Below are 24,933 nucleotides of genomic sequence, written 5' to 3' on the forward strand. Positions count from 1 at the left end.
GGACACAAGGGCCGCTCGCCCCCGGGACTACTGGAACGTGACCACGTCCGGGGCGCTGACGTCGATCCGGTCGGCCCGGCGCCCCAGCAGCGCGGTGGCCACCGTGGACTTGTCCGGGCCGCGCGAGGCGTCCCCCCAGAACACCTCGCGGTCGCCGCGCAGCAGCAACGTGATCCGGGCCAGCCCGGCCACGTCGACCGCGACCAGCTCCGCGCGCAGCTTCGGACCGAGCGCGGCCAGCACCGCCAGCCCGGCCCGGGTGCCGGGGTCGTCCGGGCCCGGGCGGGCGACCCTGACCAGCGGCATCCCCGCCGGCGCCTGGTCCAGGTGCTGGAAGACCACACCGGAACCGTCGATCACCGCGAACCGCTCGCCCTGCGGCACCGCCGCCACCGCAACCCGCTCCTCGACCCGGATCACCAGGGTCCCCGGCCAGTCCCGCTCCACCGCGGCCCGGGCCACCGGCGGCAGCGCGCCCACCCGGCGCGCGGTCGCGGCCAGGTCCACCCGGGCCAGCGGCGCGTTGTCCGGCACCGCCGCGGCGTCCCGGATCTCCACCGGCGTGACCGTGCGCGCGCCGACCACCCGGACGTCGCGCACGCCGAACAGGCCGGTGCCGAGCACCGTCCAGGCGACCAGCCCGCCGACGGCCGCCACCGCGGCGGCGACCGCCCAGGGCAGCGCCGCCCGCATCCGCCGCTGCCGGGCCCGAGCCATGAAGCGACGGGTGGACGGCGGCACCGCGTCCGCGCCGGCCCGCACCAGCTGCCAGCGCCGGACCGGGCTGCGCCGCCCCGACCCGCCCTCCTGACCGGGGGTACGGCCGCGGGCCGGCCCCGGGCTCATCCGGCGGTGGCCGCCGCGCCGTCCGGGTCGACGCCGGCGCCCAGCGCCGCGGCGCCTCCGGTCCGCGCCAGCAACGCGTCCAGCAACTGATCGCCCATCAGCGAGATCGGCGGCGCGCCCATGGTCACCACCACGTCTCCGGTACGGGCCCGCCGGGCCACCTCGGCCGGCACGTCGTCCCACGCCTCGACGAACACCTTGTGCTCGGCCGGCAGCGGCACCGCCTCGATCAACGCGGCCGAGCCCTCGCCGGGCCGGCGCATCTCGCCCGGGCCGAACACCTCCAGCAGCACCAGCTCGTCGGCGATGCCCAGGGCAGCGGCGATCTCCGCCTGGTTGTCGCGGGTGCGGTAGAGCCGGTACGGCTGGAACACCACGATCAGGCGGCCGTCGCCGGCCACCTCGCGCAGCGTCTGCAGGGCCAGCGTCATCGAGGTCGGGTGGTAGGCGTACTCGTCGTAGACCAGCACGCCGTCCGCGACGCCCTTGCGCTCGAACCGCCGCCGCACGCCGGGGAACGCGCCGAGCGCGGCCTCCGCCGCGGCCACCGGCAACTCCAGCAGGTACGCGGCGAGCACCGCGGCGGCGCTGTTGAGCGCCATGTGCCGCCCCGGCATCGGCAGCCGGATCTCGCCCAGCGACCGACCCTCGGCCTCGGCCAGGTAGCGCACCCCTCGTGCGGAGGAGGTGACGTCGCTCATCCGCAGGTCGGCGTCGGCGGACTCGCCGTACGTCCACACCCGACGCCCCTCCGCCCGCAGCGTCTCGGCCAGCCGCCGACCACCCGCGTCGTCCGCGCAGGTGACGACGAACCCGTCCGGATCGGTGAGGCGGGCGAAATCGGCGAACGCGGCCTCCAGGTTGGCCAGGTCGCCATACGTGTTGAGGTGGTCCGCCTCGATGTTCGTGATGATCGACACGTACGGGCGGTAGATGAGGAAGGAACGGTCGCTCTCGTCCGCCTCGACCACGAAGTGCTCGCCGGTGCCGTGGTGCGCGCCGGAGCCGACCTCGGAGATCTCTCCGCCGATGACGAAGGACGGGTCGGTGCCGGCCTGCTGGAGCACCATGGTGACCATCGACGTGGTGGAGGTCTTGCCGTGCGTGCCGGCGACCGCCACCGTGCGCCGGCCGGTCATCGCCGCCGCGAGCGCCTCGGAGCGGTGCAGCACCCGCAGGCCCCGCCGGCGCGCCTCGACCATCTCCAGGTGGTCCTGCGGGATCGCCGAGGAGTAGACGACCGTGTCCACCCCGTCCAGGTTGGCCGCCTCGTGCGTGGAGTGGATCGTCCCGCCCAGCGCCCGCAGGCCGGCCAGGGACGGCCACTCCCGCAGCTCGCTGCCGGAGACCGGCAGGCCCCGGGTGAGGAAGAGCCGGGCCAGACCGGCCATCCCTACCCCGCCGACCCCGATCAGGTGGATCCGGCCCAGGTCCTCCGCGGTCGTCGTGCCGGCGGGCGTGAACTGCGCGGTGTTCATTCCAGGTACCTTCCCGTCGCGACGGCCCGCATCAGCGGGAGACCGCCTCGTAGACGAAGTTCAGCAGTGCCACGTCCCCGTCGCGCCGGCCGTACCCGGCCGCGGCGTGGCTCATCGTCCAGAGCCGCTGCGGGTCCCGGATCAGCGGGATCACCGTGCGCTCCACCCAGGCCGGGGTCACCTCGGCGTCGTCGACCAGCAGCCCGCCGCCGGCCTCCACCACGGGCAGCGCGTTGCGCTTCTGCTCCTGGTTGCTGTGCGGGTAGGGCACGTAGATGGTGGGTAGGCCGATCGCGGCCACCTCGGCGCAGGTCATCGCGCCGCCCCGGCCCAGCATCAGGTCGGCCGCCGCGTAGCCCAGCTCCATCTCGGACAGGTAGGGCAGCGTCACGTACGGCACCGGCAGGTCGGTGGGGACGGAGACCGGCTCGTTGCGGGCGCCGATCACGTGCAGCACCTGCACGCCGTTGCGGGCCAGCTCCTTGGCCGCGCCGGACACCGCCAGGTTGATCGAACGGGCGCCCTGCGAGCCGCCGGCCACGAAGAGCACCGGCAGGTCGGGGCGGAGCCCGAAGTGGGCGCGGGCGGCGTCGCGCAGGGCGGCCCGGTCCAACCCGGCGATGCCACGGCGCAGCGGCACGCCGACCACCCGGGCGTCGCGCAGCGCCTCGGCCTGGGCCGGCTGGTGCGGGAAGCCCACCGCGACGTTCTTGGTGAACTTCATCCCGAGCCGGTTCGCCACGCCCGGCGGCACGTTCACCTCGTGGATGACGATGGGCAGCTCCCGCCGCCACGCGGCCAGGTAACCGGGCACCGAGACGTATCCCCCGAAGCCGACCACGGCGTCGGCCTGGACCTCGTCGATCACCTTGCCCGCCGCACGGGCCGCCTTCCACATCCGGTCCGGCGTGCGCACCAGGCTCATGTTGACCGACCGGGGCAGCTGGTAGGCCGGGATCTGGCGCAGGTCGTAGCCGGCCGGCGGGATCAGCTCGTTCTCCAGGCCCTTGGGCGTGCCCAGACACGTGATCCGGACGCTCGGGTCGTGTCGGCGCAGGCAGTCGGCGAAGGCGAGCAGCGGGTAGATGTGCCCGCCCGTACCCCCTCCGCAGAGCACCACCGAACGCAGCGGACCCATCAGCGTCTCCTCTCGCTCGCCGAGCCGGCGCGCGCCCGGTCGGACCGGGCGCCGCGGGCCGCGGCCTGGTCGTCCTGCCGTCGCTGCCGGGACCGGGGCACGGACCCACGGTCCGCCGGGGGCGGCGCCGGTCGACGGCGCCGGCCGGGAAGCGGCGGCAACGGGGCCCACACTAGTCGGACCCATCGGGCCGGCGGACGGGCATGCAGGGCGCGGGCCGCGTCCGGCTCGGCGCGGGCGAAGGAGGCGAGCATGCCGATCGCGGCGAGCGTCACCACCAGGGCGCTGCCGCCGTCGGAGATGAACGGCAGGGGTACGCCGGTCAGCGGCAGCAGGCCGGTCACGCCACCGATGTTGATGACGGCCTGGCCGACCAGCCAGGCGGTCACGCCGGCGGCGGCGAGCCGGCGGAACGGGTCCTCGACCCGGCGGGCGATCCGCATCCCGGTGTACGCGAGCACGGCGAACAGCACCAGGATCACGGTGCATCCCACCACGCCCAACTCCTCGGCGATGATGGCGAAGATGAAGTCGTTGTGCGCCTCGGGCAGGTAGTTCCACTTCAGCGAGCTCTGACCCAGGCCGACGCCGAACCAGCCGCCGTTGCCGATCGCGTAGCGGGCCTGCACGAGCTGGTAGCAGTAGTCCAGCTCCTGCTCGAAGCAGGTCTTCGGCGACGGCGGGTCGAGCCACATGGTGAGCCGGCCGAGCCGGTAGTTGTCAGCGTCCCGGGAGCCGGAGCCGGCGCCGAGCGAGGCGGCGGCCACCAGCAGGCCGATGCCGGCCAGGCCGATCGCGGAGAGCGCGGCGAAGACCCGGCCCCGCACCCCGGCCGCCCAGAGCAGCCCGACCACGAGCGCCAGCAGGCAGAGCATGCTGCCCAGGTCGTTGAAGCCGACCAGCACGAACAGCAGACCGACCACCGGGAACAGCGGCGTGGCCAGTTCCCGCCACCAGCCCAGCGCGGCGCCCTTGCGGGCCAGCACGTGCGCCGCCCACAGCACCAGCGCGAACTTCGCCACCTCGACCGGTTGCAGCGAGATCGGGCCGAGGGACAGCGACAGGAGTTCGGCCTTCAACGGCCCGATGGACGCCACCCCGAACACCGACTCCAGCGCGACCAGCAGGTTGAGCAGGAGCATCAGCGCCACCGCCACGCCGAGAGCCGGGCGACTCACCGCCCGGAACGTGCGTGCGGGCAGCCGCTGACAGGCCCAGAACGCGCCGATGCCGATCACCGCGAAGACCGCCTGCTTGGTCAGCGACGCGGACGCGTCGCCGCCCTCGGCGAAGTCCTTCACGCTGGTCGCGGAGAAGACCATGGTGAGGCCGATCAGCAGCAGCAGGCCGGTGCTGGACAGCAGCAGGTAGTAGGAGGCGAGCGGGCGGGCCAGCAGGCCGCGCAGCGCGGCCAGGCCGCCGGCCGGATCCCAGCCCGCCGCGACGGCCGGTGGATCGGCCGGCGGCGTGGCCGCGGGCGCGCGGCGGGTCGGCGGGTCGCTGCTGGCCTGGATGTCTCGTCCCTCCCCCACACGCCCATCATGGCGGCTCGACCCGCCCGCCCGTGGCGCAACCGCCCGGTCGGCGTGTCGGAACTGAAGGAAGGGCCCCTTATTAACAGACGTCTGTTAATAAGGGGCCCTTCCTTACACCTAGCTGACCGCGGCGAGGAACTCGCTGTAGAACAGGCCCAGCGCGATGGCCACCCCGATCCCGGCGATGATCCAGAACCGGACCACGATGTTGACCTCGCTCCAGCCGGCCAACTCGAAGTGGTGCTGCAGCGGCGACATCCGGAACACCCGCTTGCCGGTGGTGCGGAACGAGATGATCTGGATGACTACCGACATCGTGATGATCACGAACAGGCCGCCCAGGATCGGCAGCAGCAGGACGGTCCGGGTGGACATCGCCATCCCGGCGATCAGGCCGCCCAGCCCGAGCGCGCCGGTGTCGCCCATGAAGATGCGGGCCGGCGACGTGTTCCACCAGAGGAAACCGACACAGGCCCCGGCCGCCGCGCCGGCGATCAGCGCGATCTCCAACGGGTCGCGGACGGTGTAGCAGTATTCCCCGGCCGGGTAGTTCGGGTCCGCGCACCAGTGCCGGTACTGCCAGAACGCGATGAGCGCGTACGCGGCGAGCACCATCACCGAGGCGCCGGTGGCCAGGCCGTCCAGGCCGTCGGTGAGGTTGACGCCGTTGGTCGCCGCCATCACCACCATGATGATGACGATCACCGCGCCGATCTTGCCGATCTCCAGCGCCGGGATGTCCCGGATGAAGCTCAGCGTGGTGCTGCCCACCGTCTCGGTGTTCGTCGCGTTGCCGCTGACGTCGGTCATGCTGGACGGGAAGTAGACCGCCACCGCGCCGAAGACCGCGCCGACCAGGATCTGACCGGCCAGCTTGCCCCGCTTGTTGAGGCCGCCGCTGTGCCGCTTGCGGACCTTCAGGAAGTCGTCGATGAAGCCGACCGCGCCGGAGAACACCATCAGCCCCAGCAGCACCAGCGCCGTGATGGTCGGCTCGACCTGCGCGATCTGCGCGTCCGGCAGCGTGGTCAGGGCCAGGTGCCCGGCGACGTACGCGATGACCGTGGCCAGGATGAAGACCACGCCGCCCATGGTCGGCGTGCCCTTCTTGCCCTCGTTGCTGGCCAGCCCCAGGTTCGATCGGATCGGCTGGCCGGCCTTCAGCCGGGCGAACACCTTGATCGCGATCGGGGTGCAGAACAGCGAGATCAGGAACGCGACCCCGATGGCGACGATGACCGCCCTCATGCGGCGCCGCCCTCCGTCCCGTCCGCCCCGGCGTCCGCGCGTAGCGCGTCGGCCACCTCCCAGGTCCGGTACCGGGAGCCCTTCACCAGCACCACGTCGCCCGGACGCAGCTCGCTCCGCAGCACCTCGACGGCCGCCGCCTGATCGGTGAGCAGCACCGACTCTCCTCCCCAGTTGACTACCGCTGTCGCGCCCTCGTGGATCGGCGCCGCCGGCTCGCCCACCACGAGCAGCCGGTCCACTCCCAGCTCGGCCGCGAGCCGGCCGACCTGCTGATGTCCCTCCCGTTCGAAGTCGCCCAGCTCGGCCATGTAGCCGAGCACCGCGACGGTACGCCCCTCGCCACGCATGCTGGCCAAGGCGCGCAGCGCCACGCCGGTCGAGGCCGGGTTGGCGTTGTACGAGTCGTCGATCAGCGTCACGCCGTCGGGGCGTTCGACGACGTCCATCCGCCGGGTGGAGACCAGACCGAGCTCGTTCAGCGCCGCTGCCAGGTCGGGCAGCGGCAGGCCCAGCTCCCGGCCGACCGCCGCGGCCGCGAGGGAGTTGGACACCTGGTGCCGGCCGGTCAGCCCGAGCCGCACCGGCGCGCTGCCCTCCGGGGTGACCAGCGTGTACGACGGCCGTCCCCGGCCGTCCAGCGTCACGTCCACGGCGCGCACGTCGGCGTGCTCGGACTCGCCGTAGCGGACCACCCGGGCCCCGGTACGCGACGCCATCGCGTCGACCCGGGGGTCGTCGGCGTTCAGCACCGCCAGGCCGTCGGCGGGCAGCGCCTCGACCAGCTCACCCTTCGCCAGCGCGATGGTCTCCACCGAGCCGAACTCGCCGAGGTGCGCCACTCCGACGTTGAGCACCACCGAGATCCGCGGCGGCACCACGTCGCACAGGTAGCGGACGTGGCCCACCCCGCGGGCGCCCTTCTCCATCACCAGGTAGCGCGTCTCCGGCGTGGCCTGCAACGCGGTGTACGGGTGCCCCAGCTCGTTGTTGAACGACCCGGGCGGCGCCACGGTCGGGCCCAGCCGCACCGCCAGCTGGGCGATCAGGTCCTTGGTGGTGGTCTTGCCGGAGGAGCCGGTCAGCCCGATCACGGTCAGTCCGGGCAGCCGGTCGACCACGGCGCGGGCCAGCCGGCCCATCGCGTCGAGCGCGTCGTCGACCAGCACCATCGGCACGCCGGGCACCTCCCGGGTGCCGAGCACGGCCACCGCGCCGGCCTCCGCCGCGCCGGCGGCGTAGTCGTGGCCGTCCACCCGCTCGCCGGGGAAGGCGACGAAGAGGCCGCCCGGCGCCACCTTGCGGGAGTCGAACTCGACCGTCCCGGTGACCCGGGCCTCCGGGTCGGCGCCGGCCAGTCGACCGTCGACGGCGGCGGCCACCTCGGCCAGCGTCAGCGGGATCATCGCCGACCCGCCAGGTCGCCGAAGCGGGCGCGCAGCGCCGCCGCCAGCTCCACCCGGTCGTCGAACGGCAGCACCTCGCCACCGATCTCCTGGCCCCGTTCCTGCCCCTTGCCCAGCACCGCCACCACGTCACCCGGTTCGGCCACCCGGACCGCCTCCTCGATCGCCGCCCGCCGGCCGGGCACCTCGATGATCCGGGCCGGCGCGGCGGCGGCGTACGCGCCGGCCAGCACCTCGGAGCGGATCAGGGCCGGGTCCTCGGTACGCGGGTTGTCGTCGGTCACCAGCACCACGTCGGCGCCTCGGGCGGCCACCTCGCCCATCACCGGGCGCTTGCCGCGGTCCCGGTCGCCGCCGGCGCCCAGCACGCAGACCAGCCGGCCGTCGGTCAGGCCGCGCAGCGCGGTCAGCACCGCCTCGATGGCGTTCGCCTTGTGCGCGTAGTCGACCACCCCGCGCACCGGGGCGTCGCCGCTGACCAGCTCCAGCCGGCCGGGCACGCCGCCGCAGGCGGCCACGCCGCGCGCCGCGACGGCCGGGTCGACGCCGGCGGCGACCAGGGTGGCGACGGCCAGCAGCGCGTTGGCCACGTTGTGCCGGCCGGGCAGCGCCACGGCGGTGGGCAGGGTCAGCCCGTCCGGGCCGTGCAGGGTGAAGCGCTGGGCGTAGCCCTCCCCGTCGATGCCGTCGGCCCACCACGTGGCGGTCGGGTCGCCGGCCGCCGAGTAGGTCACGGTCTCCGGCTTGTGCAGCGGGCGCAGCGCCGGGTCGTCGTGGTTGAGCACCTCCACCCGGCAGCGCCCGTCGAAGAGGCGGGCCTTGGCGGCGAAGTAGTCCGCCTCGTCGGCGTGGAAGTCCAGGTGGTCGGAGCCGAAGTTGGTGTAGCCGCCGACGTCGAACCGGACCCCGCCGACCCGGCCCATGGCGAGCGCGTGGCTGGACACCTCCATGACCACCGCGTCCACCCCCCGCTCCCTGGCCACCGCGAGCATGGCGTGCAGGTCGGTGGCCTCCGGGGTGGTCCGGACGCTGTCCACCACCAGGTCACCGAGGCGGGTCTCCACGGTGCCGATCAGGCCGGTGGTGTGCCCGGCGGCGCGCAGGCCGGACTCGATCAGGTAGCTGGTGGAGGTCTTGCCGGCGGTGCCGGTCACCCCGATTACGGTCAGCCCGGCGGTCGGGTCGCCGTAGACCATGGCGGCGACCTCGCCGAGCGCGGCCCGGGGGTCGTCGACGACCAGCACCGGCAGCCCGGCGTCGGCGGCCAGCGCCACGCCGGCCGGGTCGGTCAGCACGGCCACCGCGCCGGCACCGGCCGCGGCGGCGGCGAACTCCGCGCCGTGCCGGCGGGCGCCGGGCAGGGCGGCGTACACGTCGCCGGGACAGACCTCCTGGCTGGCATGGGTGACGCCGGTGACGGCCGGCTCGGCGGCGGCCTCCGGCGGCGTCAGCGCCAGTCGGGCGGCGAGGTCGCCGAGCCGGACGGGACGCACGGTGGCGGGACGTGGATTGCCGGGCACGGCGTCAGACCCTACCCGGTCGTCCGGTTCCGACCGCACAGCCGCCCCGGTGGTTCGTCGCCACTCACCGATGATGTCCCGCCGTGCCGACTCAGCGCGGAAAGACCTCGAACTTCGGGGACTTGTCGGTCAGCGACGGCGGCACCCGGTTCTGCCGGAGCGTGTAGCCCATCATCTCCCGGAACGCCGGCGCGGCGACCGAGCTGCCCTCGCCGCCGGGGCTCCAGGCGAAGACCGCCACCACGTAGCGCGGGTTCTCCGCGGGGGCCATCCCGATGAACGAGCCGACGTCGCCGGGCTGCCGCTTGCCGTTGTCGTAGCGCAGGCCGGTGCCGGTCTTGCCGGCCACCCGGTAGCCCGGCACCGCGGCGGCCAGTCCGGTGGCCCGGCCCGCCGGACCGTCGACCGTGGTGACCGCCTCCAGCATCCGGCGCAGGGCGGCCGCGTTGTCCGGGCTGAGCACCGAGCGGGTGACCGGGGCGGCGGCGGGCGTCCGGGTGCCGTCCGGCCCGATCGTCTCCTTGATCAGGTGCGGTTGGACGTACGTCCCGTTGTTGGCGATCGCGGCGTACGCGGCGGCCATCTGCAGCGGCGTGGCGTCCACGCTGTGTCCGATCGGCACCGACCCGTACGCCGAACCGCTCCACTGGTCGGCCGGGAGCAGCCGACCGGGGGCCTCGCCCGGCAGGCCCTCCCCGGTCGCCTGGCCCAGCCCGAACCGCTTCTGGTAGTCGATCAGCCGTTCCTTGCCCAGCTTGTCGCCGATCGCGATGGTGCCGACGTTGGAGGAGAAGGCGAGCATGCCCGGGATGCTCATGGTGCGGCCGTTGGCCGGGTGGGTGTCGCTGAACGGCACGCCGCCGCGCACGACGGTGTTCGCCACCGGGAACGTGGTGTCCGGCGTGATCACTTTCTCCTGGAGCGCCGCGCCGTAGGTGATCGCCTTGTGGATGGAACCAGGATCCACCACGAACGTGGTCGCGATGTCGTCGCGGTCGGCCGGCGAGTCGACCTTCGTCGGGTCGGCCGCGTTGTACGTGGGTTGGCTGGCCTGGGCCAGCACCTCCCCGGTCGGGACGTCGATGATCACCGCCGCGCCGACCCCGCCCTCGACGTCGGCCAGGTACTTCGACAGGATCCGCTGGGTCATGAACTGGAGGTCGCGGTTGATGGTGAGGCGCAGCGAGCTGCCCGGCTTCGGCTGGGTGGTGCTGCTGTAGCCGCCCGGGATCGGCGCGGCCAGGTCGCCCAGGCCCGTCTCGTAGATCCGCTGGCCGGCCTGCCCGCGCAGCACGTCGTCGTACTTCGCCTCCAGCCCTTCCAGGCCGTTCATGTCCTGGCTGACGAAGCCGATCAGGTTGGCGGCCAGGTCGTCGCCGGGCACCTCGCGCCGCTCGTCCCGGTGCACGTTGATGCCGGCCAGGTCCAGCGCCATGATCTCCTTGGCCCGGCCGATCTCGACGCCGCGCGCCAGGTAGACGAACTGCGACGGGGTGTTGGTGCCGGGAAGCTTGCTCGGCTTCATCTTGTCGGCCAGGTCCGAGGCCGGCACGCCGAGCAGCGGGGAGAGCAGCCGCGCGGTGGCGAACCGGTCCTTGACCCGGGTCGGGTCGGCGAAGACGTACCGGGCCTCGACGCTGTGCGCCAGCGGCTCGCCGGCCCGGTCGAGGATGGCCCCGCGCGGGGCCGGCAGCTCGACCTTTGCGATCCGGTTGGACAGGCCGCCGTCGGCGTACGCCGGGCTGTCCACGGTCTGCAGGTAGACCAGCCGGACGCCGATGCTCGCGAACAGCGTCAGCGCCAGCACGGTGCCGAGCCGCAGGCGCCGGCCGGCGTCGCCCAGCCTGGGCGGGCGGCGCGGCTTGCGGACCGGCCGGCGGGCCGCCGGGCGGCGCGGGCCGGGCCGACGCCGCGGCGGGCCCTCGTCCTCGTCGTCGAACGGTTCGCGGGCGGAGCGGTCCGCGACGGTCCGGACCACGCCGGCGCGGCCGCCCGACGCGGTGGTGCGGCGGCCGGCGCGGGCCGGCTCGCCCGCCGGCGTCGGCTCCCGGCGGCCGGCCCGCCCGGCCCGACCGCCGTCGAGCACCTGCAACGCCGGCCGGAACGGGTCGCCGGACCGGCTGCTGCGCGGGGTACGACGCTGCTCGGCGCCGCCCTCCCGGATGGTCCGCCCGCGCGGCGTGTAGGCCCGGGCGTCGGAGATGCCCCCGACGCCCGGCTCCCGTGGCTCGGCCCCCCGTGACGAGCCGCGCCGGGAGCCCGTGGCGTCCCGGCGCGGTTCCTCCGACCTCGGTGGCACTGCTCAGCCTCCGTTGCCCTGCTGGCTGGTGGCCGACGGCGCACCCTCGGCGGGGTGCGGGACGCCGATCGTCTTCCCGTCCGGCAGCCGGATGTAGGCCGGGTCCTCCGACTCGACCAGGCCCAGCTTGCGGGCGTTGGCGGTCAGGTTGCCGGGATCCTTCTGCTCGGCGATCTCCTTGTTCAGCTGCTGCTCGTCCACGTCGAGCTTCGCCTGCTGCTGCTGGAGCTTCTCCAGCCGGAAGGCGTTCTCGTTGATCTTCGTGTTGATCGCCAGGATGCCGAGCACCCCGCCGACCACGAGCACCAGGATCAGCGCGACGAACGGCGCCCGCGGCACCCGGATCGGCGGCGGCGGGGCGACCCGCAGCCGCGGCGTCGTCGCGCCGGTGGTCCGGGTGCGCTCGGCCGGCCGCAGCGCGGCGCTGCCCTGGGTCGGGAACTCGCGCGCCGCCCCCCGGGCGCGAGTCCCCTCCCGGCGGTCGGTCGCCGCCGTCGTGTCCCGCGTCATGCGCTGCGCCGTGGTCCGGCCCCCCGACCGCGGTGCGCGCTGCCCGACGGCGCCCCGGCCGTCGCGCTTCTCGACGTTCATGTCCCCTCCCCCTCCTCGTCCGTCCCGTTCCCGTCCCCCGGGGCCGACGGGTCCGTCGCGGACCCCGGTGACCCCGTCCCCGGTTGGTGCATCGCCTTCACCCGGCGGCGGTACCGTTCGCGGTCGGTACGCCCCTGCCGGGTCGCCTCCGGATCGAGCCGCTCCGCGGCCCGCAGTCGCACCGAGGCGGCCCGCGGGTTCGCGGCCACCTCGTCCTCCCCGGGAAGCTCGGCGCCCCGGCTCAGCAGCCGGAACGTCGGGCCCGACCCGGGCAGTTCGACCGGGAGGTCGACCGGGCCCTTGCTGCGGACCCGGTCGGCGAGCGCCTGCTTGGTGAGCCGGTCCTCCAACGAGTGGTAGGACAGGACCACCATGCGGCCGCCCACGGTGAGCTTGTCCAGAGCGGCCGGCAGCGCCGTCTCCAGCGCTGCCAGTTCTCTGTTTACCTCGATCCGTAAAGCCTGAAACGTTCTCTTTGCCGGGTGTCCGCCGGTTCGTCGGGCCGGTGCCGGAATGGCGTCGCGGACCAGTTCGGCCAGCCGGGCCGAGGAGGTGATCCGGGTGCGCTCCCGTTCCCGGATGATCGCCGAGGCGATCTTCCCGGCGAACTTCTCCTCGCCGTACACCCGCAGCAGCCGGGCCAGATCCGGGTGGGAGTAGGTGTTGACCACCTCCTCGGCGGTCACCCCCCGGGTCTGGTCCATCCGCATGTCCAGCGGCGCGTCCTGCGCGTACGCGAACCCGCGGTCGGGCGCGTCCAGTTGCAGCGACGAGACGCCGAGGTCGAACAGCACCCCGTCGATCGCCGGGTAGCCGAGCCGGTCGAGCACCTCGGGCAGCTCGTCGTAGACGGCGTGCTCCAGGTGGATCCGGTCGGCGAACCGGGCCAGGCGGACCCGCGCGTGGGCGAGCGCCTCGGTGTCCCGGTCCAGGCCGATCAGCACCGTCTCCGGGTGCGCCGTGAGCACCGCCTCGGCGTGCCCGGCCAGGCCGAGCGTGGCGTCGACGTGCACGGTCCGGCCGGGGCGGCCCAGCGCGGGGGCCAGCAGCTCGAGACACCGCTCGAGCAGCACCGGCACGTGCGTGCCGCGTAGCTCCCCCATCTCGACCCCCACCCGTTCGTCAACCGCTTCCGTCACGTGTCCGTCGTCGCCACGACGCCTCGCCATACCGCCAGATCCCCATCCGCTCCCGCCCGCCGGAGGCCGCGGCCCTCCGTGTCGGATCGTGCGCCTGGCACCGGGGAAGGGGTGCCAGGAACTCGAAAGCGGCTGGAGATCTCGCAGTACGTCGGGCGCCGTCACGCCCTACAGACCGCCGGGCAGCACCCCCTCCTCGATGTCGGCGAAGTCGTCTTCGCTCTCCGCGAGGTAGGCCTCCCAGGCCGCCCTGTCCCAGATCTCCACCCGGGTGCTGGCCCCGATCACCACCAGGTCCCGGTCGAGGGCCGCGTACGACCGCAGGTGACCGGGAATGGTGACCCGCCCCTGCTTGTCGGGCACCTCGTCGTGCGCGCTGGCGAAGAAGACCCGGCTGTAGGCCCGGGCCGCCTTGCTGGTCATCGGCTGCGCGCGCAACTGGTCCGCGATCCGCTGAAACTCGGGCATCGGGAAGACGTAGAGGCAGCGCTCCTGCCCTTTGGTGATCACGACACCCCCCGCCAGCTCGTCCCGGAACTTCGCCGGCAGGATCAACCGGCCTTTGTCGTCCAGGCGCGGAGTGTGGGTGCCGAGGAACATCGGCCCAACCCCCTCGCCCTGAGCGGCGTTCGCGGCGCCGCTGACCCCCCGGGCCGGTGTGGCCCTCCCGGCCTCACCATCGCGCCCCACTCTACTCCACTTCCCTCCACCTGCAACCAGAATCGCCCGTCCGGCGTGGCGTGTCCGCGCGCAAAACCGCACGTCAATGCGGGTGGGGCGGAGTGGAGGGGGTGGCGGCCCCCTCGGCGCGGTCCGCTACCCGACATCGACCGCCGCCGTCCGGGCGAGCGCGGCCCGACCGTCCGCCGCGCCGTCCCCGGCCGAACGGTTCACCGTCGGCGGCGATCTGGCGGGGGCCGTGGTCCGGTAACCTCGCTCGGGTGACGGACGCGAAGATGCCCTTGCGGGCAAAGGTGGCCAGCTCCGTGTCGCGCACCGCCGCGGCGCTGTCGCGGGCCGCGGGCCGGGGCGACGGCTCGGTGATCGGCGGTTGGATCGGCCTCAAGATCGACCCCGACCTGCTCGCCCACCTCGCCACCGGGCGCGCGATCGCGCTCGTGTCCGGCACCAACGGCAAGACCACCACCACCCGGCTCACCACCGCCGCGGTCGGCGTGCTGGGCCGGGTCGCCACCAACTCCTTCGGCGCCAACATGCCCACCGGCCACACCTCGGCGCTGGCCAAGGCCGGCAGCACGCCCTACGCGGTGCTGGAGGTGGACGAGCACTACCTCGCCCAGGTGCTGGAGGCGACCGAGCCGCACGTGGTGGCGCTGCTCAACCTCTCCCGGGACCAGCTCGACCGGGCCAAGGAGGTCGCCATGATGGCGCAGCTCTGGCGCGCCGCCCTGGTCCGGCATCCCGACGTGCGGGTGGTCGCCAACGCCGACGACCCGATGGTGGTCTGGGCCGCCTGCCCGCCGGCCGACCCGGCCCAGGGGCACGTGCCGCCGCACGTCACCTGGTTCAGCGCCGGCCAGCGGTGGCACGACGACTCGTGGGTCTGCCCCGAGTGCGGCTCCACCATCCAGCGCTCCGGCGAGCAGTGGTGGTGCACCGGCTGCCCGCTGCGCCGCCCCGAGCCGCAGTGGACCGTCGAGGACGACGGCGTGCTCGACCCCACCGGCGCCTGGCACAAGATCCAGCTCCAGCTCCCCGGCAAGGTCAACCTCGGCAACGCGGCCACCGCCCTGGCGGTCGCCGCCGAGTTCGGCGTACGCCCGGTGGACGCGGTCTCCCGGCTCGGCTCGGTCACCTCGGTGGCCGGCCGCTACGCCCAGGTCGACCGGGACGGGCGCAACATCCGACTGCTGCTGGCCAAGAACCCGGCGAGCTGGCTGGAGGCGTTCGACATGGCCGACGTCGCGCCGACACTGCTCTCCATCAACGCGCGCGACCCCGACGGGCTGGACACGTCGTGGCTCTTCGACGTCGACTTCTCGCCGCTGGCCGGCCGGCAGGTGCTGATCACCGGCGACCGGGCGTACGACCTGGCAGTGCGACTCGACGTCAACGGCGTGCCGTTCCGGCACGTGCGCACGTTCGACGAGGCGGTCCGCGCGGTGCCGCCGGGCCGGCTGGAGGTCATCGCCAACTACACCGCCTTCCAGGACATCCGAGCGGAGCTGGACCGTGTCAACTGAGAGCCTGCGCATCGTCTGGATCTATCCCGACCTGCTGTCCACCTACGGCGACCGGGGCAACGCGCTGATCCTGGCCCGCCGGGCCCAGCTGCGCGGCATGCCGGTCGAGGTGCTGGAGGTCCGCTCCGACCAGCGGCTGCCCGCCACCGCCGACATCTACCTGATCGGCGGCGGCGAGGACGGCCCGCAGGCGCTGGGCGCCCAGCGCCTGATCGCCGACGGCGGCCTGCACCGCGCGGTGGCCCAGGGCTCGGTGGTGTTCGGGGTCTGCGCCGGCTACCAGCTCCTCGGCACCTCCTTCTTCGCCAAGGGCACCAGGTGCACCGGCCTGGAACTGCTCGACCTCTCCTCCGACCGGGGGCCGACGCGGGCGGTCGGCGAGCTGGCCGGCGAGGTCGACCCGCGGCTGGGCATCCCGCACCTGTCCGGGTTCGAGAACCACGGCGGGCGCACCCACCTCGGCCCGGGCGTGTCACCGCTGGCCCGGGTCACGGCCGGCGTCGGCAACGACGGCACCACCGAGGGCGCGTGGCGGGGCAAACTGCTCGGCACCTATTCGCACGGCCCGGCGCTGGCCCGCAACCCCGACCTGGCCGATCTGCTGCTGCGCTGGGCCACCGGCATCCACCAGCTCCCGCCGCTCGACGACACCTGGGCCGACCGGCTCCGGTCCGAGCGCCGCACCGCGGTGGCCGCCGCCGCCCGGGCATGACCGGCGCCGCCCGGCCGGGGCGGCGACCGGTGGCCCGCCGGCTCGTCGGGTTGCTGCGGCAACCGTCGGCGCGCCGGTTCGGGCTGCTCCTGATGCTGCTCGCCGGGTTCGGCGTGACGCTGCTGCTGGTGCCCCGGCCGGATCCGGCCGAGCTGCCCCGGCTCGCCGACGCGCTCGGCGGCTACGGTCCGGTGGCGGCCGTGGTCGGCGGCGCGCTGCTGCTGGTGGCGCTGGTGCCCCGCACGTTCGTGACGCTGGCCGCGGGCGCGATCTTCGGTCCGGTGCAGGGCGCCACGTACGCGCTCGGCGCGGCGCTGCTCGCGGCGGCGCTCGGTTTCACCGTCGGCCGGCTGCTGGGCCGCGACTTCGTCGCCGAGCGGGTACGCGGCCGGCTGGCCCGCCTCGACGGCTGGTTCGCCCGGCAGAGCGTGTTCGGGGTGATCACCGTCCGGCTGCTGCCGATCGCCGGCTTCGGGCTGGTCAGCTACGGCTACGGCACCACGGCGGCCCGGATCCTGCCGTTCCTCGCCGGCAGCGTGATCGCCTCGGCCCCGACCGCCATCGGCTACGCCGCGATCGGCGCGGCGGTGAGCAGTCCCGGTTCGATCAACTGGTACGCGGCCGCGCCGGCCAGTCTCGGCCTGATCGCCAGCGTGCTGATCATCCATCGGTGGTGGCGGGCGGAACGGCAGCGCCGGATCGGCCCGAGCTGACGTGACCGGCTCCGGCGAGATCCTGCCCGGCGGCTTCGTCGCCGAGGTGGTCCGCGTCGGTGACACGGTCCGCCGGACCCCACCGCCCGACGCCGCGTTCGTCGCCGCGCTGCTGCGCCACCTGGCAGCCACCGCGCCCGGTGTCGCGCCCGCATACCTCGGGGTGGACGAGCGGGGCCGGCAGGTGCTCTCCCACGTCGAGGGCCGGGTGCCGTGGCGCCACCGGGAGGACCCGGCCTTCTTCACCGACGCCGCGCTGACCCGGCTCGCCGGGCTGGTCCGGTCGCTGCACGACGCCTGCGCCGGCACCGACCTGGCCGCCGGCGCGGAGACGGTCTGCCACCGGGACCTGTCGCCGAAGAACACGGTGTACCGGGACGGCCCGGACGGTCCGCTGCCGGTGGCGCTGCTGGACTGGGACCTGGCCGCGCCGGGGCGGCGGATCGAGGACGTGGCGTTCGCCGGCTGGCACTGGGCCACCCTCGGCGGCGACGCCGACCCGGCCGAACTGGGTCGCCGCTGCCGACTGCTCTGCGACGCCTACGAGGGGCCGCCCGGCCGGCTGCTCCCCCGCGACGAACTGGTCGGTGTCCTGCTCGACCAGGTCGAGGGCACCTGGCGCGGCGTCGCCGCCGGCGCCGACCGGGGCGAGCCCGCCATGCGCCGGCTGCGCGCCGCCGGCGTGGTCGAGACGGTACGCGGCTGGCACGACTGGCTCCGCCGGCACCGCCCGGCGGTCGAGGCCGCGCTCTTCACCGGGTGAGCGCCCCGGCACGGCGGGCCACCGGTCCGGCAACGCTCCCCGGCGTCCGGTAGCCGGCTTCCGGTAGCCGGCCGGCCCCCGGACGCCGCCCCCGGCCACGCCGGCCCTCGGTCCTCCGGACGCCAGCCACCAGACGCCGGCCCCGGCCACGCCGACCCCCGACCCCCCGGCCCTCGGACTCAGCCACCAGACGCCGGCCCTGGCCACGCCGACCCCCGGCCGCCGGCCCGTCACCTCCGCAATGCCTTTCGAGCTGATATCAGAAACGACTCGGGGCACCGGTGCCCGCCCGCTCCGGAAACGCGTGAGTCGTTGACGGCATCAGCTCGAAAGGCACCGTGACAGCATCTGGTGGCCGCCCGGTCGACGCCCACCGGCGAACATCTCGCCGACTACGTCGTGGCCCGACCCGGAACCGACGACTGTCCAGGTAGCCGGCCAGCACCCGGCCCACCCCCGCCGGGACCCGGTCAGCGGGGCGGGACGACCAGGCCGGCCTCGTAGGCGGTGATCACCAGGTGCACCCGGTCCCGGGCGCCCAGCTTGGTGAACAGCCGGGCCACGTGCGCCTTGGCGGTGGCCGGGCTGATCACCAGCTCCGCCGCGATCTCCGCGTTGGACAACCCGCGCGCGACCAGGCCGAGCACCTCCCGCTCCCGGTCGGTGACGCCGGGCAGGGCGCGGGGGCGGGGCGCCGGGGCGGGCCGCCGGGCGAACTCGGCGATCAGCCGCCGGGTCACCCCCGGCGCGATCAACGCGTCGCCGGCCGCCACCACCCGCACCGCCCCCAGGATCTCCTCCAGGGCCATGTCCTTGACCAGGAAACCGCTCGCGCCGGCGCGCAGCGCCGCGTGCACGTGCTCGTCGTCGTCGAAGGTGGTGAGCACGAGGACCCGGGTGGCGCCACCGGCCGCGGCGATGTCCCGGGTGGCCGCGATCCCGTCGGTGCCGGGCATCCGCAGGTCCATCAGCACCACGTCGGGGGCCAGCTCCCGCGCCGACCGGACCGCCTCCGCGCCGGTGCCCGCCTCGCCGACCACCACCAGGTCCGGCGCGTCGGCCATGAGCACCCGCAGGCCGGCCCGCACCAGCGGCTGGTCGTCGACGAGGAGAACCCGGATCGTCATGCCGGACCCACCGGCAGCACCGCGGCGACCCGGAAGCCACCCTCCGGTCGTGGCCCGGCGACACACCGGCCACCGAGCAGCGCGGCCCGCTCCCGCATACCGACGATCCCGTGCCCGTCGCCGCCGACCGGGCCGCCCCGCCCGTCGTCGACCACCTCGACGCGTACCCCGTCCGGCGCGTGCCGCACCGTCGCCCGGCACCGGTCGACCCGCGCGTGGCGTACCACGTTGGTCAGCGCCTCCTGCACGATGCGGTACGCGGCCAGCTCCACCTCGGCGGGCAGCGGACCCGGCTCGCCGTCGACGGTGAGCGTCACCCGTACCCCGGCGTCGGCCGCGGCCGCGACCAGCCGGTCCAGGTCGGACAGTCCGGGGGTGGGGTCCAGCGACGCCGCCGCGTCGTCGGGGCGGCGCAGCGCGCCGAGGGTACGACGAAGCCCGGCCAGCGTCTCCCGGCTGGTCGTCTCGATGGTGGTGAGCGCGGCCCGCGCCTGCGCGGGTTGGGTGTCGATGACCCGGGCGCCCACGCCCGCCTGGATGGCGATCACGCCGATGCTGTGTGCCACCAGGTCGTGCAACTCCCGCGCGATGCGCAGCCGTTCGGCCGTGACCGCCTCGGTGGCCGCGTGGGCCCGCATCTGCTCGGCGTGCGCGCGACGGGCCAGCACCGAGTTGCCGGCCACCCAGGCGGCGAGGACCGCCGGGACGGAGAGCGTGGCCCGGTCCACCGCGTCGGCGGCCGGGTTCACGAAGGCGGCGGCCACCTGCACCAGGAGCACCATGACCGCCGCGGGCACCGACACCCGGCGCGGTACGCGGGCCGCGACCACGCCGAGCATCACGTCCACGACGAGGAACTGGAGGTACCAGAGGCCGTTCAGGTAGCCCTGCTCCCACGCGTTGGTGGTGGCGGTGACCAGCGACGCGCCGGCGAGCATGAGGCCGAGGGCGAGCAGCGGCCGGCGGCGCAGCAGGCCGGCGGGGAGCAGCACCGCCAGGACCGGCGCGAGGTAGCGCAACGGGAGCCCCGGCACGCTGTGGTCGGGGGTGGGCACGACCAGCACCGGTCCGCCCGCGCCGGAGGTGGCCGCGAGCAGCAGCGCCACCGGCAGCAACGCCACCGCGGACCAGATCAGGACCGTCCGCACCCGTCGGGCCACGACGCGCGGACGCGGGACGACCGCCTCCATGGACCCACCGTAGTCAGCGGCCGGTGCCCCGGTCATCGGCCGGCGGGCGTACGCCCGGGGGCGGGTGTCGCCGGGCCGGGTGTGGTCCCCGGCACGACGACCCGGCGGCCGGGACACGGGAGCGTCGAGGCCATGATCGAGCTCAGGGACCTCACCAAGCGGTACGGCGGGACGACCGCCGTCAGTCGACTGACCCTCACCGTCCGGTCCGGACACGTCACCGGGTTCCTCGGCCCGAACGGCGCCGGCAAGTCCACCACGCTCCGCCTCGTCCTCGGCCTGCACCGGCCGACCGGCGGCGCCGCCCTGGTGGACGGGCGGCCGTTCGTCGGCCGACCACGCGGGCTGCGGTACGCGGGCGCGCTGCTGGACGCCGGCGACGTGCACGGCGGGCGCAGCGCCCGGGCGCACCTGGCGGCGCTGGCCCGCAGCAACGGGCTCCCCCGGGCCCGGGTGGGCGAGGTGCTGGAGCAGGTCGGCCTGACCGAGGTGGCCCGACGCCGGATCGGCGGCTTCTCCCTCGGCATGCGGCAGCGCCTCGGCATCGCCGCCGCGTTGCTCGGCGACCCGCCGGTGCTGATGTTCGACGAGCCCTTCAACGGCCTCGACCCGGAGGGGGTGCGCTGGGTGCGCGGCCTGTTCCGCCGGCTCGCCGCCGAGGGCCGGACCGTGCTGGTCTCCAGTCACCTGATGAGCGAGGTGGAACAGACCGCCGACCACCTCGTGGTCATCGGGCGCGGTGAACTGCTCGTCGACGAGAGCCTCGCCGCGTTCGCCGCCCGCACCGCCCACGACCGGGTCGTCGTGCGTACGCCCGATCCGGCCGCGCTCGGCGCCGCGCTCGCGGCGGCCGGCGGGGTCGTCACCCGCGACGGCGACGGCCTGACGGTCACCGGCCTGCCCGCCGGGCGGGTCGGTGAGCTGGCCTTCCGGGCCGGTGTCGTGGTGCACGGGCTGCACGCCGGCGCCGCCTCGCTGGAGGAGGCGTTCATGGCGCTCACCGCGGACCGACTCGACTACGCCGCCGGAGGCCGATGATGCGCGCCCGTTTCCGTGACCTGCTCGCCGCCGAGTGGATCAAGCTGTGGTCGCTGCGCTCCACCTACGGGGCGCTGGCCCTGATCGCGGTCTCGGCGGTCCTGTTCAGCGCCCGGGCCGCGCTGGGCGACCACCACAACTGGCCGGACTACCCGGCCGAGCGGCGGGCCGCCTTCGACCCGATCCACGACGCCTTCCCCGAGGAGGGCTGGCTGTTCGTCGTGCTCGCGGCCGGCGCGGTCGGCGCGGTCATGATCGCCGGCGAGTACGCCAGCGGGCAGATCCGCACCACGTTCCTCGCCGTGCCGGACCGGCGGGCCGTGGTCGCCGCCAAGGTCACGGTGCTGGCCGCCGTCATGCTGGCGGTCGGGGCGGTGGCCGCCTCCGCCTCCTTCTGGGTGTCCCAGACGATCCTCGCCGACCGCGACGCGGGCGCGTCGATCGGCGACCCGGGAGCGTTGCGTGCCGTCGTCGCCTCGACGCTGCTGCTGCCGGTCTGCGCGCTCCTCGGCCTCGGCGTCGGCGCCCTGGTGCGGCACACCGCCCCGGCCATCGTGGTCACCACGACGCTGCTGCTGCTCGCCCCGCTCGCCTTCGACATCGACCGGCGGTGGACCGCGGTGATCCACAACGCGCTGCCGGTGCCGGCCTGGGAACGCCTGGTCGGGAACCCGTACGTGCTGCCGAACCTGCACGTGGCGACCGTGCCCGGGTCCTGGGCGGTGTACGCCGCCTGGCCGGTGGCCGCCGCGCTGCTCGCCGCGGTCGTCGTGCACCGCCGCGAACCCTGACCCGGTACGTGGGCGCGCCCGCGCCGGGGCGCGCCCACGTACTCGGTCTCAGACGACGACCGAGACCATCCGGCCCTTCACCACGATCACCTTGCGCGGCTCCTTGCCGGCCAGCGCGCCGGCGACCGCCTCCAGCGCGGCGGCGCGGACGGTGTCCTCGGCCGCGTCGGCGGGCACCTCGACCCGGCCCCGGACCTTGCCGTTGACCTGCACCGGGTAGGTGACCGAGTCGGCCACCAGCAGGGCCGGGTCGGCGACCGGGAAGTCCGCGTACGCCAGCGAGGTGTCGTGGCCCAGCTTGCGCCACAGCTCCTCGGCCAGGTGCGGGGCGAACGGGGCGACCATCAGCACCAGCGGCTCGGCCACCTCGCGCGGCGTCCGCTCCAGCCGGGTCAGGCCGTTGGTCAGCTCGATCAGCTTGGCGATCGCGGTGTTGAACCGGATCCCGTCCATGTCGCCGCGGACCCCGTCGACCACCTTGTGCAGCAGCCGCCGGGTCGCCTCGTCGGCCGGCGCGTCGGTGACCCGCAGCGCACCGGTCTGCTCGTCGACGACCGCGCGCCAGACCCGCTGCAGGAACCGGTACGCGCCGACCACCGCCCGGGTCTCCCACGGGCGGGACACCTCCAGCGGGCCCATCGACATCTCGTAGACCCGGAACGTGTCCGCGCCGTACGCCGCGCACATCTCGTCCGGGGTGACCACGTTCTTCAGCGACTTGCCCATCTTGCCGTACTCGCGCCGGACCTCGGTCTCGCCGTGGAACCAGCGGCCGTCGACCTCGACGACCTCCTCGGCGGGCACGTAGGCGCCGCGCGGGTCGGTGAACGCGTACGCCTGGATCATGCCCTGGTTGAACAGGCGGCGGAACGGCTCGAACGACGAGACGTGACCCAGGTCGTACAGCACCTTGTGCCAGAAGCGCGCGTACAGCAGGTGCAGCACGGCGTGCTCGGCGCCGCCGACGTACAGGTCGGTGCCCCCGCAGTCGCCCGGGCGTTGCGGCCCCATCCAGTACGCCTCGTTCGCCGGGTCGGCGAAGCGCTGCGAGTCGGTCGGGTCCAGGTAGCGCAGCTCGTACCAGCAGGAGCCGGCCCACTGCGGCATCACGTTCGTCTCGCGGGTGTAGCGCTTCGGCCCGTCGCCCAGGTCCAGCTCCACCTCCACCCAGTCGCGCCGCCGCGACAGCGGGGTCTCCGGGTTGCTGTCGGCGTCCTCCGGGTCGAACGTCTTCGGCGAGAAGTCGTCGACCTCGGGCAGCTCGACCGGCAGCATCGACTCGGGCAGCGCGATCGGCGCCCCGGTCTCGTCGTACACGATCGGGAACGGCTCGCCCCAGTAGCGCTGGCGGGAGAACAGCCAGTCGCGCAGCCGCCAGGTGACCGCGCCCGCGCCGTGCCCGTTGGCCTCCAGCCACTCGATGATCCGCGCCTTGGCGTCGGCCACGCCCAGGCCGTCCAGGTCGATGCCGCGCTCCGGGGCGGCGCTGTTGATCGCCGGGCCGTCACCGGTCCACGCCTTGCCGGCGAAGCCCTCCGGCGGCTGCACGGTCCGCACGATGGGCAGCTCGAAGACCTCGGCGAAGTCCCAGTCCCGCTCGTCCTGGGCCGGCACCGCCATGATCGCGCCGGTGCCGTACCCGGCCAGCACGTAGTCGGCGATGAAGATCGGGACCTGCCCGCCGGTGGCCGGGTTGGTCGCGTACGCGCCGACGAAGACGCCGGTCTTCTCCTTGCTGTCCGACTGCCGCTCCATGTCCGTCTTGGCCGCGGCGGCCTTCCGGTACGCCTCGACGGCCTCGCGCGGGCTGCCGTGCCCACCGGTCCAGGCGTCCCGGGTGCCCTCCGGCCAGGCGGCCGGCGCCAGCACGTCGACCAGCTCGTGCTCGGGGGCCAGCACCATGTAGGTGGCGCCGAAGACGGTGTCCGGCCGGGTCGTGAACACCCTCACCGGGGCGGCGTCGGTCGGGAAGTCGATGTGCGCGCCGGTCGAGCGGCCGATCCAGTTGCGCTGCTGCAGCTTGATCGGCTCCGGCCAGTCCAGGGTGTCCAGGTCCTCCAGCAGCCGGTCCCCGTACGCGGTGATCCGCATCATCCACTGCTTCAGGTTGCGCTTGAAGACCGGGAAGTTGCCCCGCTCGGAACGGCCGTCGGCGGTGACCTCCTCGTTGGCCAGCACGGTGCCCAACCCCGGGCACCAGTTCACCGGCGCCTGCGAGACGTAGGCCAGCCGGTGGTCGTCGACGACCCGGCGGCGCTCGGCCACGGTCAGCTCGGTCCACGGGCGGCCGTCCGGGGTGGGGCGGGTGCCGCCCTCGAACTCGGCGATCAGCTCGGCGATCGGGCGGGCCCTCCTCGCCTCCGTGTCGTACCAGGAGTTGAAGACCTGCAGGAAGATCCACTGCGTCCAGCGGTAGAAGTCGGTGTCGATGGTCGCGACCGAGCGCCGCTCGTCGTGACCCAGCCCCAGCCGGCGCAGCTGCGCCTTGTACCGCTCGATGTTCGCCTCGGTGGTGGTCCGGGGGTGGGTGCCGGTCTGCACCGCGTACTGCTCGGCGGGCAGGCCGAACGCGTCGAAGCCCATCGCGTGCAGCACGTTGCGCCCGGTCATCCGCTGGTAGCGGGCGTAGCAGTCGGTGCCGATGTAGCCCAGCGGGTGCCCCACGTGCAGGCCCGCGCCCGACGGGTAGGGGAACATGTCCAGCACGTACAGCTTCTCGGCGCCCGCGCGGGGGTGGCCCGGGTCGGCCAGCGGGCCGACCGGGTTCGGCGCGTGGAAGGTGCCCTCCCGCGCCCAGGTGTCCTGCCAGCGGGTCTCGATCTCGTCGGCCAGGGCGGCGGTGTACCGGAACGGGGGAATGTCGGTGGCCGGTGCGGCTTCCTCACTCATGGCGTCTCCTCGGCGCGGGTCAGATCGGATGTGGGAGCTGCGCTGCGGGCACAAAAAAGCCCCTCGCGCAGGAGGGGCGGCCGTGCTGTCGCGCGTCAGCGCATCAGCACGGCTCGGTAAGAAGCAGGAAGACTCCGGCCATGTCCGGCAGTGTACCCCCGTCCCCCGTCCGGCGAATATTCGGGGCGTAACCGACCGACCACCTGCGGGGGTCGGCGATAACGACAAACATGGTTAGCCTGAGAGGCCAGTGAGATTTCTGCGGCAAACGAGGCTCGGCGTCGCGAACCCAACGGCGGGTCCAGG

General features: G+C 74.4%; 20 protein-coding genes. 6 read left to right on the forward strand and 14 right to left on the reverse strand.

Going from position 1 to position 24,933, the window contains the following annotated elements; all coding sequences use genetic code 11:
* Positions 1-27: 27 nt before the first annotated feature.
* The 11 genes from O7600_RS09605 to mraZ form a co-directional block, all read right to left on the reverse strand.
* Positions 28-846, reverse strand: a complete 819-nt coding sequence (locus O7600_RS09605; protein WP_281593293.1) for an FtsQ-type POTRA domain-containing protein — start codon at positions 844-846, stop codon at positions 28-30.
* Entirely contained in the window at positions 843-2,324 is a 1,482-nt protein-coding gene (murC, locus tag O7600_RS09610; RefSeq protein WP_281593294.1) for a UDP-N-acetylmuramate--L-alanine ligase, read from the reverse strand. The genes O7600_RS09605 and murC overlap by 4 nt, the downstream gene beginning before the upstream one ends.
* Positions 2,325-2,355: 31 nt before the next feature.
* Positions 2,356-3,462 carry an undecaprenyldiphospho-muramoylpentapeptide beta-N-acetylglucosaminyltransferase gene (gene murG / locus O7600_RS09615; protein WP_281593295.1) on the reverse strand — a complete coding sequence of 369 codons (1,107 nt, stop codon included), beginning with the start codon at positions 3,460-3,462 and terminating at the stop codon, positions 2,356-2,358.
* Positions 3,462-4,877, reverse strand: coding sequence for a putative peptidoglycan glycosyltransferase FtsW (locus tag O7600_RS09620; RefSeq protein ID WP_281594110.1), 1,416 nt, complete (start codon positions 4,875-4,877; stop codon positions 3,462-3,464). The genes murG and O7600_RS09620 overlap by 1 nt, the downstream gene beginning before the upstream one ends.
* Before the next feature lie 237 nt (positions 4,878-5,114).
* Entirely contained in the window at positions 5,115-6,245 is a 1,131-nt protein-coding gene (mraY, locus tag O7600_RS09625) for a phospho-N-acetylmuramoyl-pentapeptide-transferase (protein ID WP_098748050.1), read from the reverse strand.
* Entirely contained in the window at positions 6,242-7,651 is a 1,410-nt protein-coding gene (murF, locus tag O7600_RS09630; protein ID WP_281593296.1) for a UDP-N-acetylmuramoyl-tripeptide--D-alanyl-D-alanine ligase, read from the reverse strand. The genes mraY and murF overlap by 4 nt, the downstream gene beginning before the upstream one ends.
* The gene (locus O7600_RS09635) at positions 7,648-9,210 is read right to left on the reverse strand and encodes a UDP-N-acetylmuramoyl-L-alanyl-D-glutamate--2,6-diaminopimelate ligase (RefSeq protein WP_281593297.1); all 1,563 of its coding nucleotides are present in this window, start codon (positions 9,208-9,210) and stop codon (positions 7,648-7,650) included. Before O7600_RS09635 ends, murF begins: the two co-directional genes overlap by 4 nt.
* Before the next feature lie 52 nt (positions 9,211-9,262).
* Positions 9,263-11,470, reverse strand: a complete 2,208-nt coding sequence (locus O7600_RS09640; RefSeq protein WP_281593298.1) for a penicillin-binding protein 2 — start codon at positions 11,468-11,470, stop codon at positions 9,263-9,265.
* A 3-nt stretch (positions 11,471-11,473) separates the two neighbouring features.
* On the reverse strand, positions 11,474-12,061 hold the full coding sequence (locus O7600_RS09645) for a hypothetical protein (RefSeq protein WP_281593299.1): 588 nt from the start codon (positions 12,059-12,061) through the stop codon (positions 11,474-11,476).
* The gene (rsmH, locus tag O7600_RS09650; protein ID WP_281594111.1) at positions 12,058-13,164 is read right to left on the reverse strand and encodes a 16S rRNA (cytosine(1402)-N(4))-methyltransferase RsmH; all 1,107 of its coding nucleotides are present in this window, start codon (positions 13,162-13,164) and stop codon (positions 12,058-12,060) included. The genes O7600_RS09645 and rsmH overlap by 4 nt, the downstream gene beginning before the upstream one ends.
* Before the next feature lie 204 nt (positions 13,165-13,368).
* Complete coding sequence (gene mraZ, locus O7600_RS09655) at positions 13,369-13,800, reverse strand: division/cell wall cluster transcriptional repressor MraZ (protein WP_073831045.1); 432 nt, start codon at positions 13,798-13,800, stop codon at positions 13,369-13,371.
* 356 nt (positions 13,801-14,156) lie between these two features.
* Between mraZ and O7600_RS09660 the strand changes: the two genes are divergently transcribed.
* The 4 genes from O7600_RS09660 to O7600_RS09675 are packed head-to-tail and all read left to right on the forward strand — an operon-like array spanning position 14,157 to position 17,592.
* Positions 14,157-15,404: a MurT ligase domain-containing protein gene (locus O7600_RS09660; protein ID WP_281594112.1), complete on the forward strand. Its 1,248-nt coding sequence runs from the start codon at positions 14,157-14,159 to the stop codon at positions 15,402-15,404.
* Positions 15,394-16,116: a glutamine amidotransferase gene (locus O7600_RS09665; protein WP_281593300.1), complete on the forward strand. Its 723-nt coding sequence runs from the start codon at positions 15,394-15,396 to the stop codon at positions 16,114-16,116. Before O7600_RS09660 ends, O7600_RS09665 begins: the two co-directional genes overlap by 11 nt.
* The gene (locus O7600_RS09670) at positions 16,113-16,829 is read left to right on the forward strand and encodes a VTT domain-containing protein (RefSeq protein WP_281593301.1); all 717 of its coding nucleotides are present in this window, start codon (positions 16,113-16,115) and stop codon (positions 16,827-16,829) included. Before O7600_RS09665 ends, O7600_RS09670 begins: the two co-directional genes overlap by 4 nt.
* A 1-nt stretch (position 16,830) precedes the next feature.
* Positions 16,831-17,592, forward strand: a complete 762-nt coding sequence (locus O7600_RS09675; RefSeq protein WP_281593302.1) for a phosphotransferase — start codon at positions 16,831-16,833, stop codon at positions 17,590-17,592.
* Positions 17,593-18,062: 470 nt separating this feature from the next.
* On the opposite strand, the gene O7600_RS09680 is transcribed toward O7600_RS09675, so the two are convergent.
* On the reverse strand, positions 18,063-18,719 hold the full coding sequence (locus tag O7600_RS09680) for a response regulator transcription factor (protein ID WP_281593303.1): 657 nt from the start codon (positions 18,717-18,719) through the stop codon (positions 18,063-18,065).
* On the reverse strand, positions 18,716-19,909 hold the full coding sequence (locus O7600_RS09685; RefSeq protein WP_281593304.1) for a histidine kinase: 1,194 nt from the start codon (positions 19,907-19,909) through the stop codon (positions 18,716-18,718). Before O7600_RS09685 ends, O7600_RS09680 begins: the two co-directional genes overlap by 4 nt.
* Before the next feature lie 132 nt (positions 19,910-20,041).
* Here O7600_RS09685 and O7600_RS09690 point away from each other — a divergent pair, with 132 nt between their 5' ends.
* Both O7600_RS09690 and O7600_RS09695 read left to right on the forward strand, forming a co-directional pair.
* Positions 20,042-20,947, forward strand: a complete 906-nt coding sequence (locus tag O7600_RS09690) for an ATP-binding cassette domain-containing protein (RefSeq protein WP_281593305.1) — start codon at positions 20,042-20,044, stop codon at positions 20,945-20,947.
* Complete coding sequence (locus O7600_RS09695; protein WP_281593306.1) at positions 20,944-21,738, forward strand: ABC transporter permease; 795 nt, start codon at positions 20,944-20,946, stop codon at positions 21,736-21,738. The genes O7600_RS09690 and O7600_RS09695 overlap by 4 nt, the downstream gene beginning before the upstream one ends.
* 48 nt (positions 21,739-21,786) lie before the next feature.
* Here O7600_RS09695 and leuS read toward each other — a convergent pair whose 3' ends face one another.
* A complete protein-coding gene (gene leuS / locus O7600_RS09700; protein WP_281593307.1) occupies positions 21,787-24,627 on the reverse strand; it encodes a leucine--tRNA ligase in 2,841 nt (946 codons plus the stop codon).
* Positions 24,628-24,933 lie beyond the last annotated feature (306 nt).

The organism is Micromonospora sp. WMMA1998, assembly GCF_027497375.1.
GTDB lineage: Bacteria > Actinomycetota > Actinomycetes > Mycobacteriales > Micromonosporaceae > Micromonospora > Micromonospora sediminicola.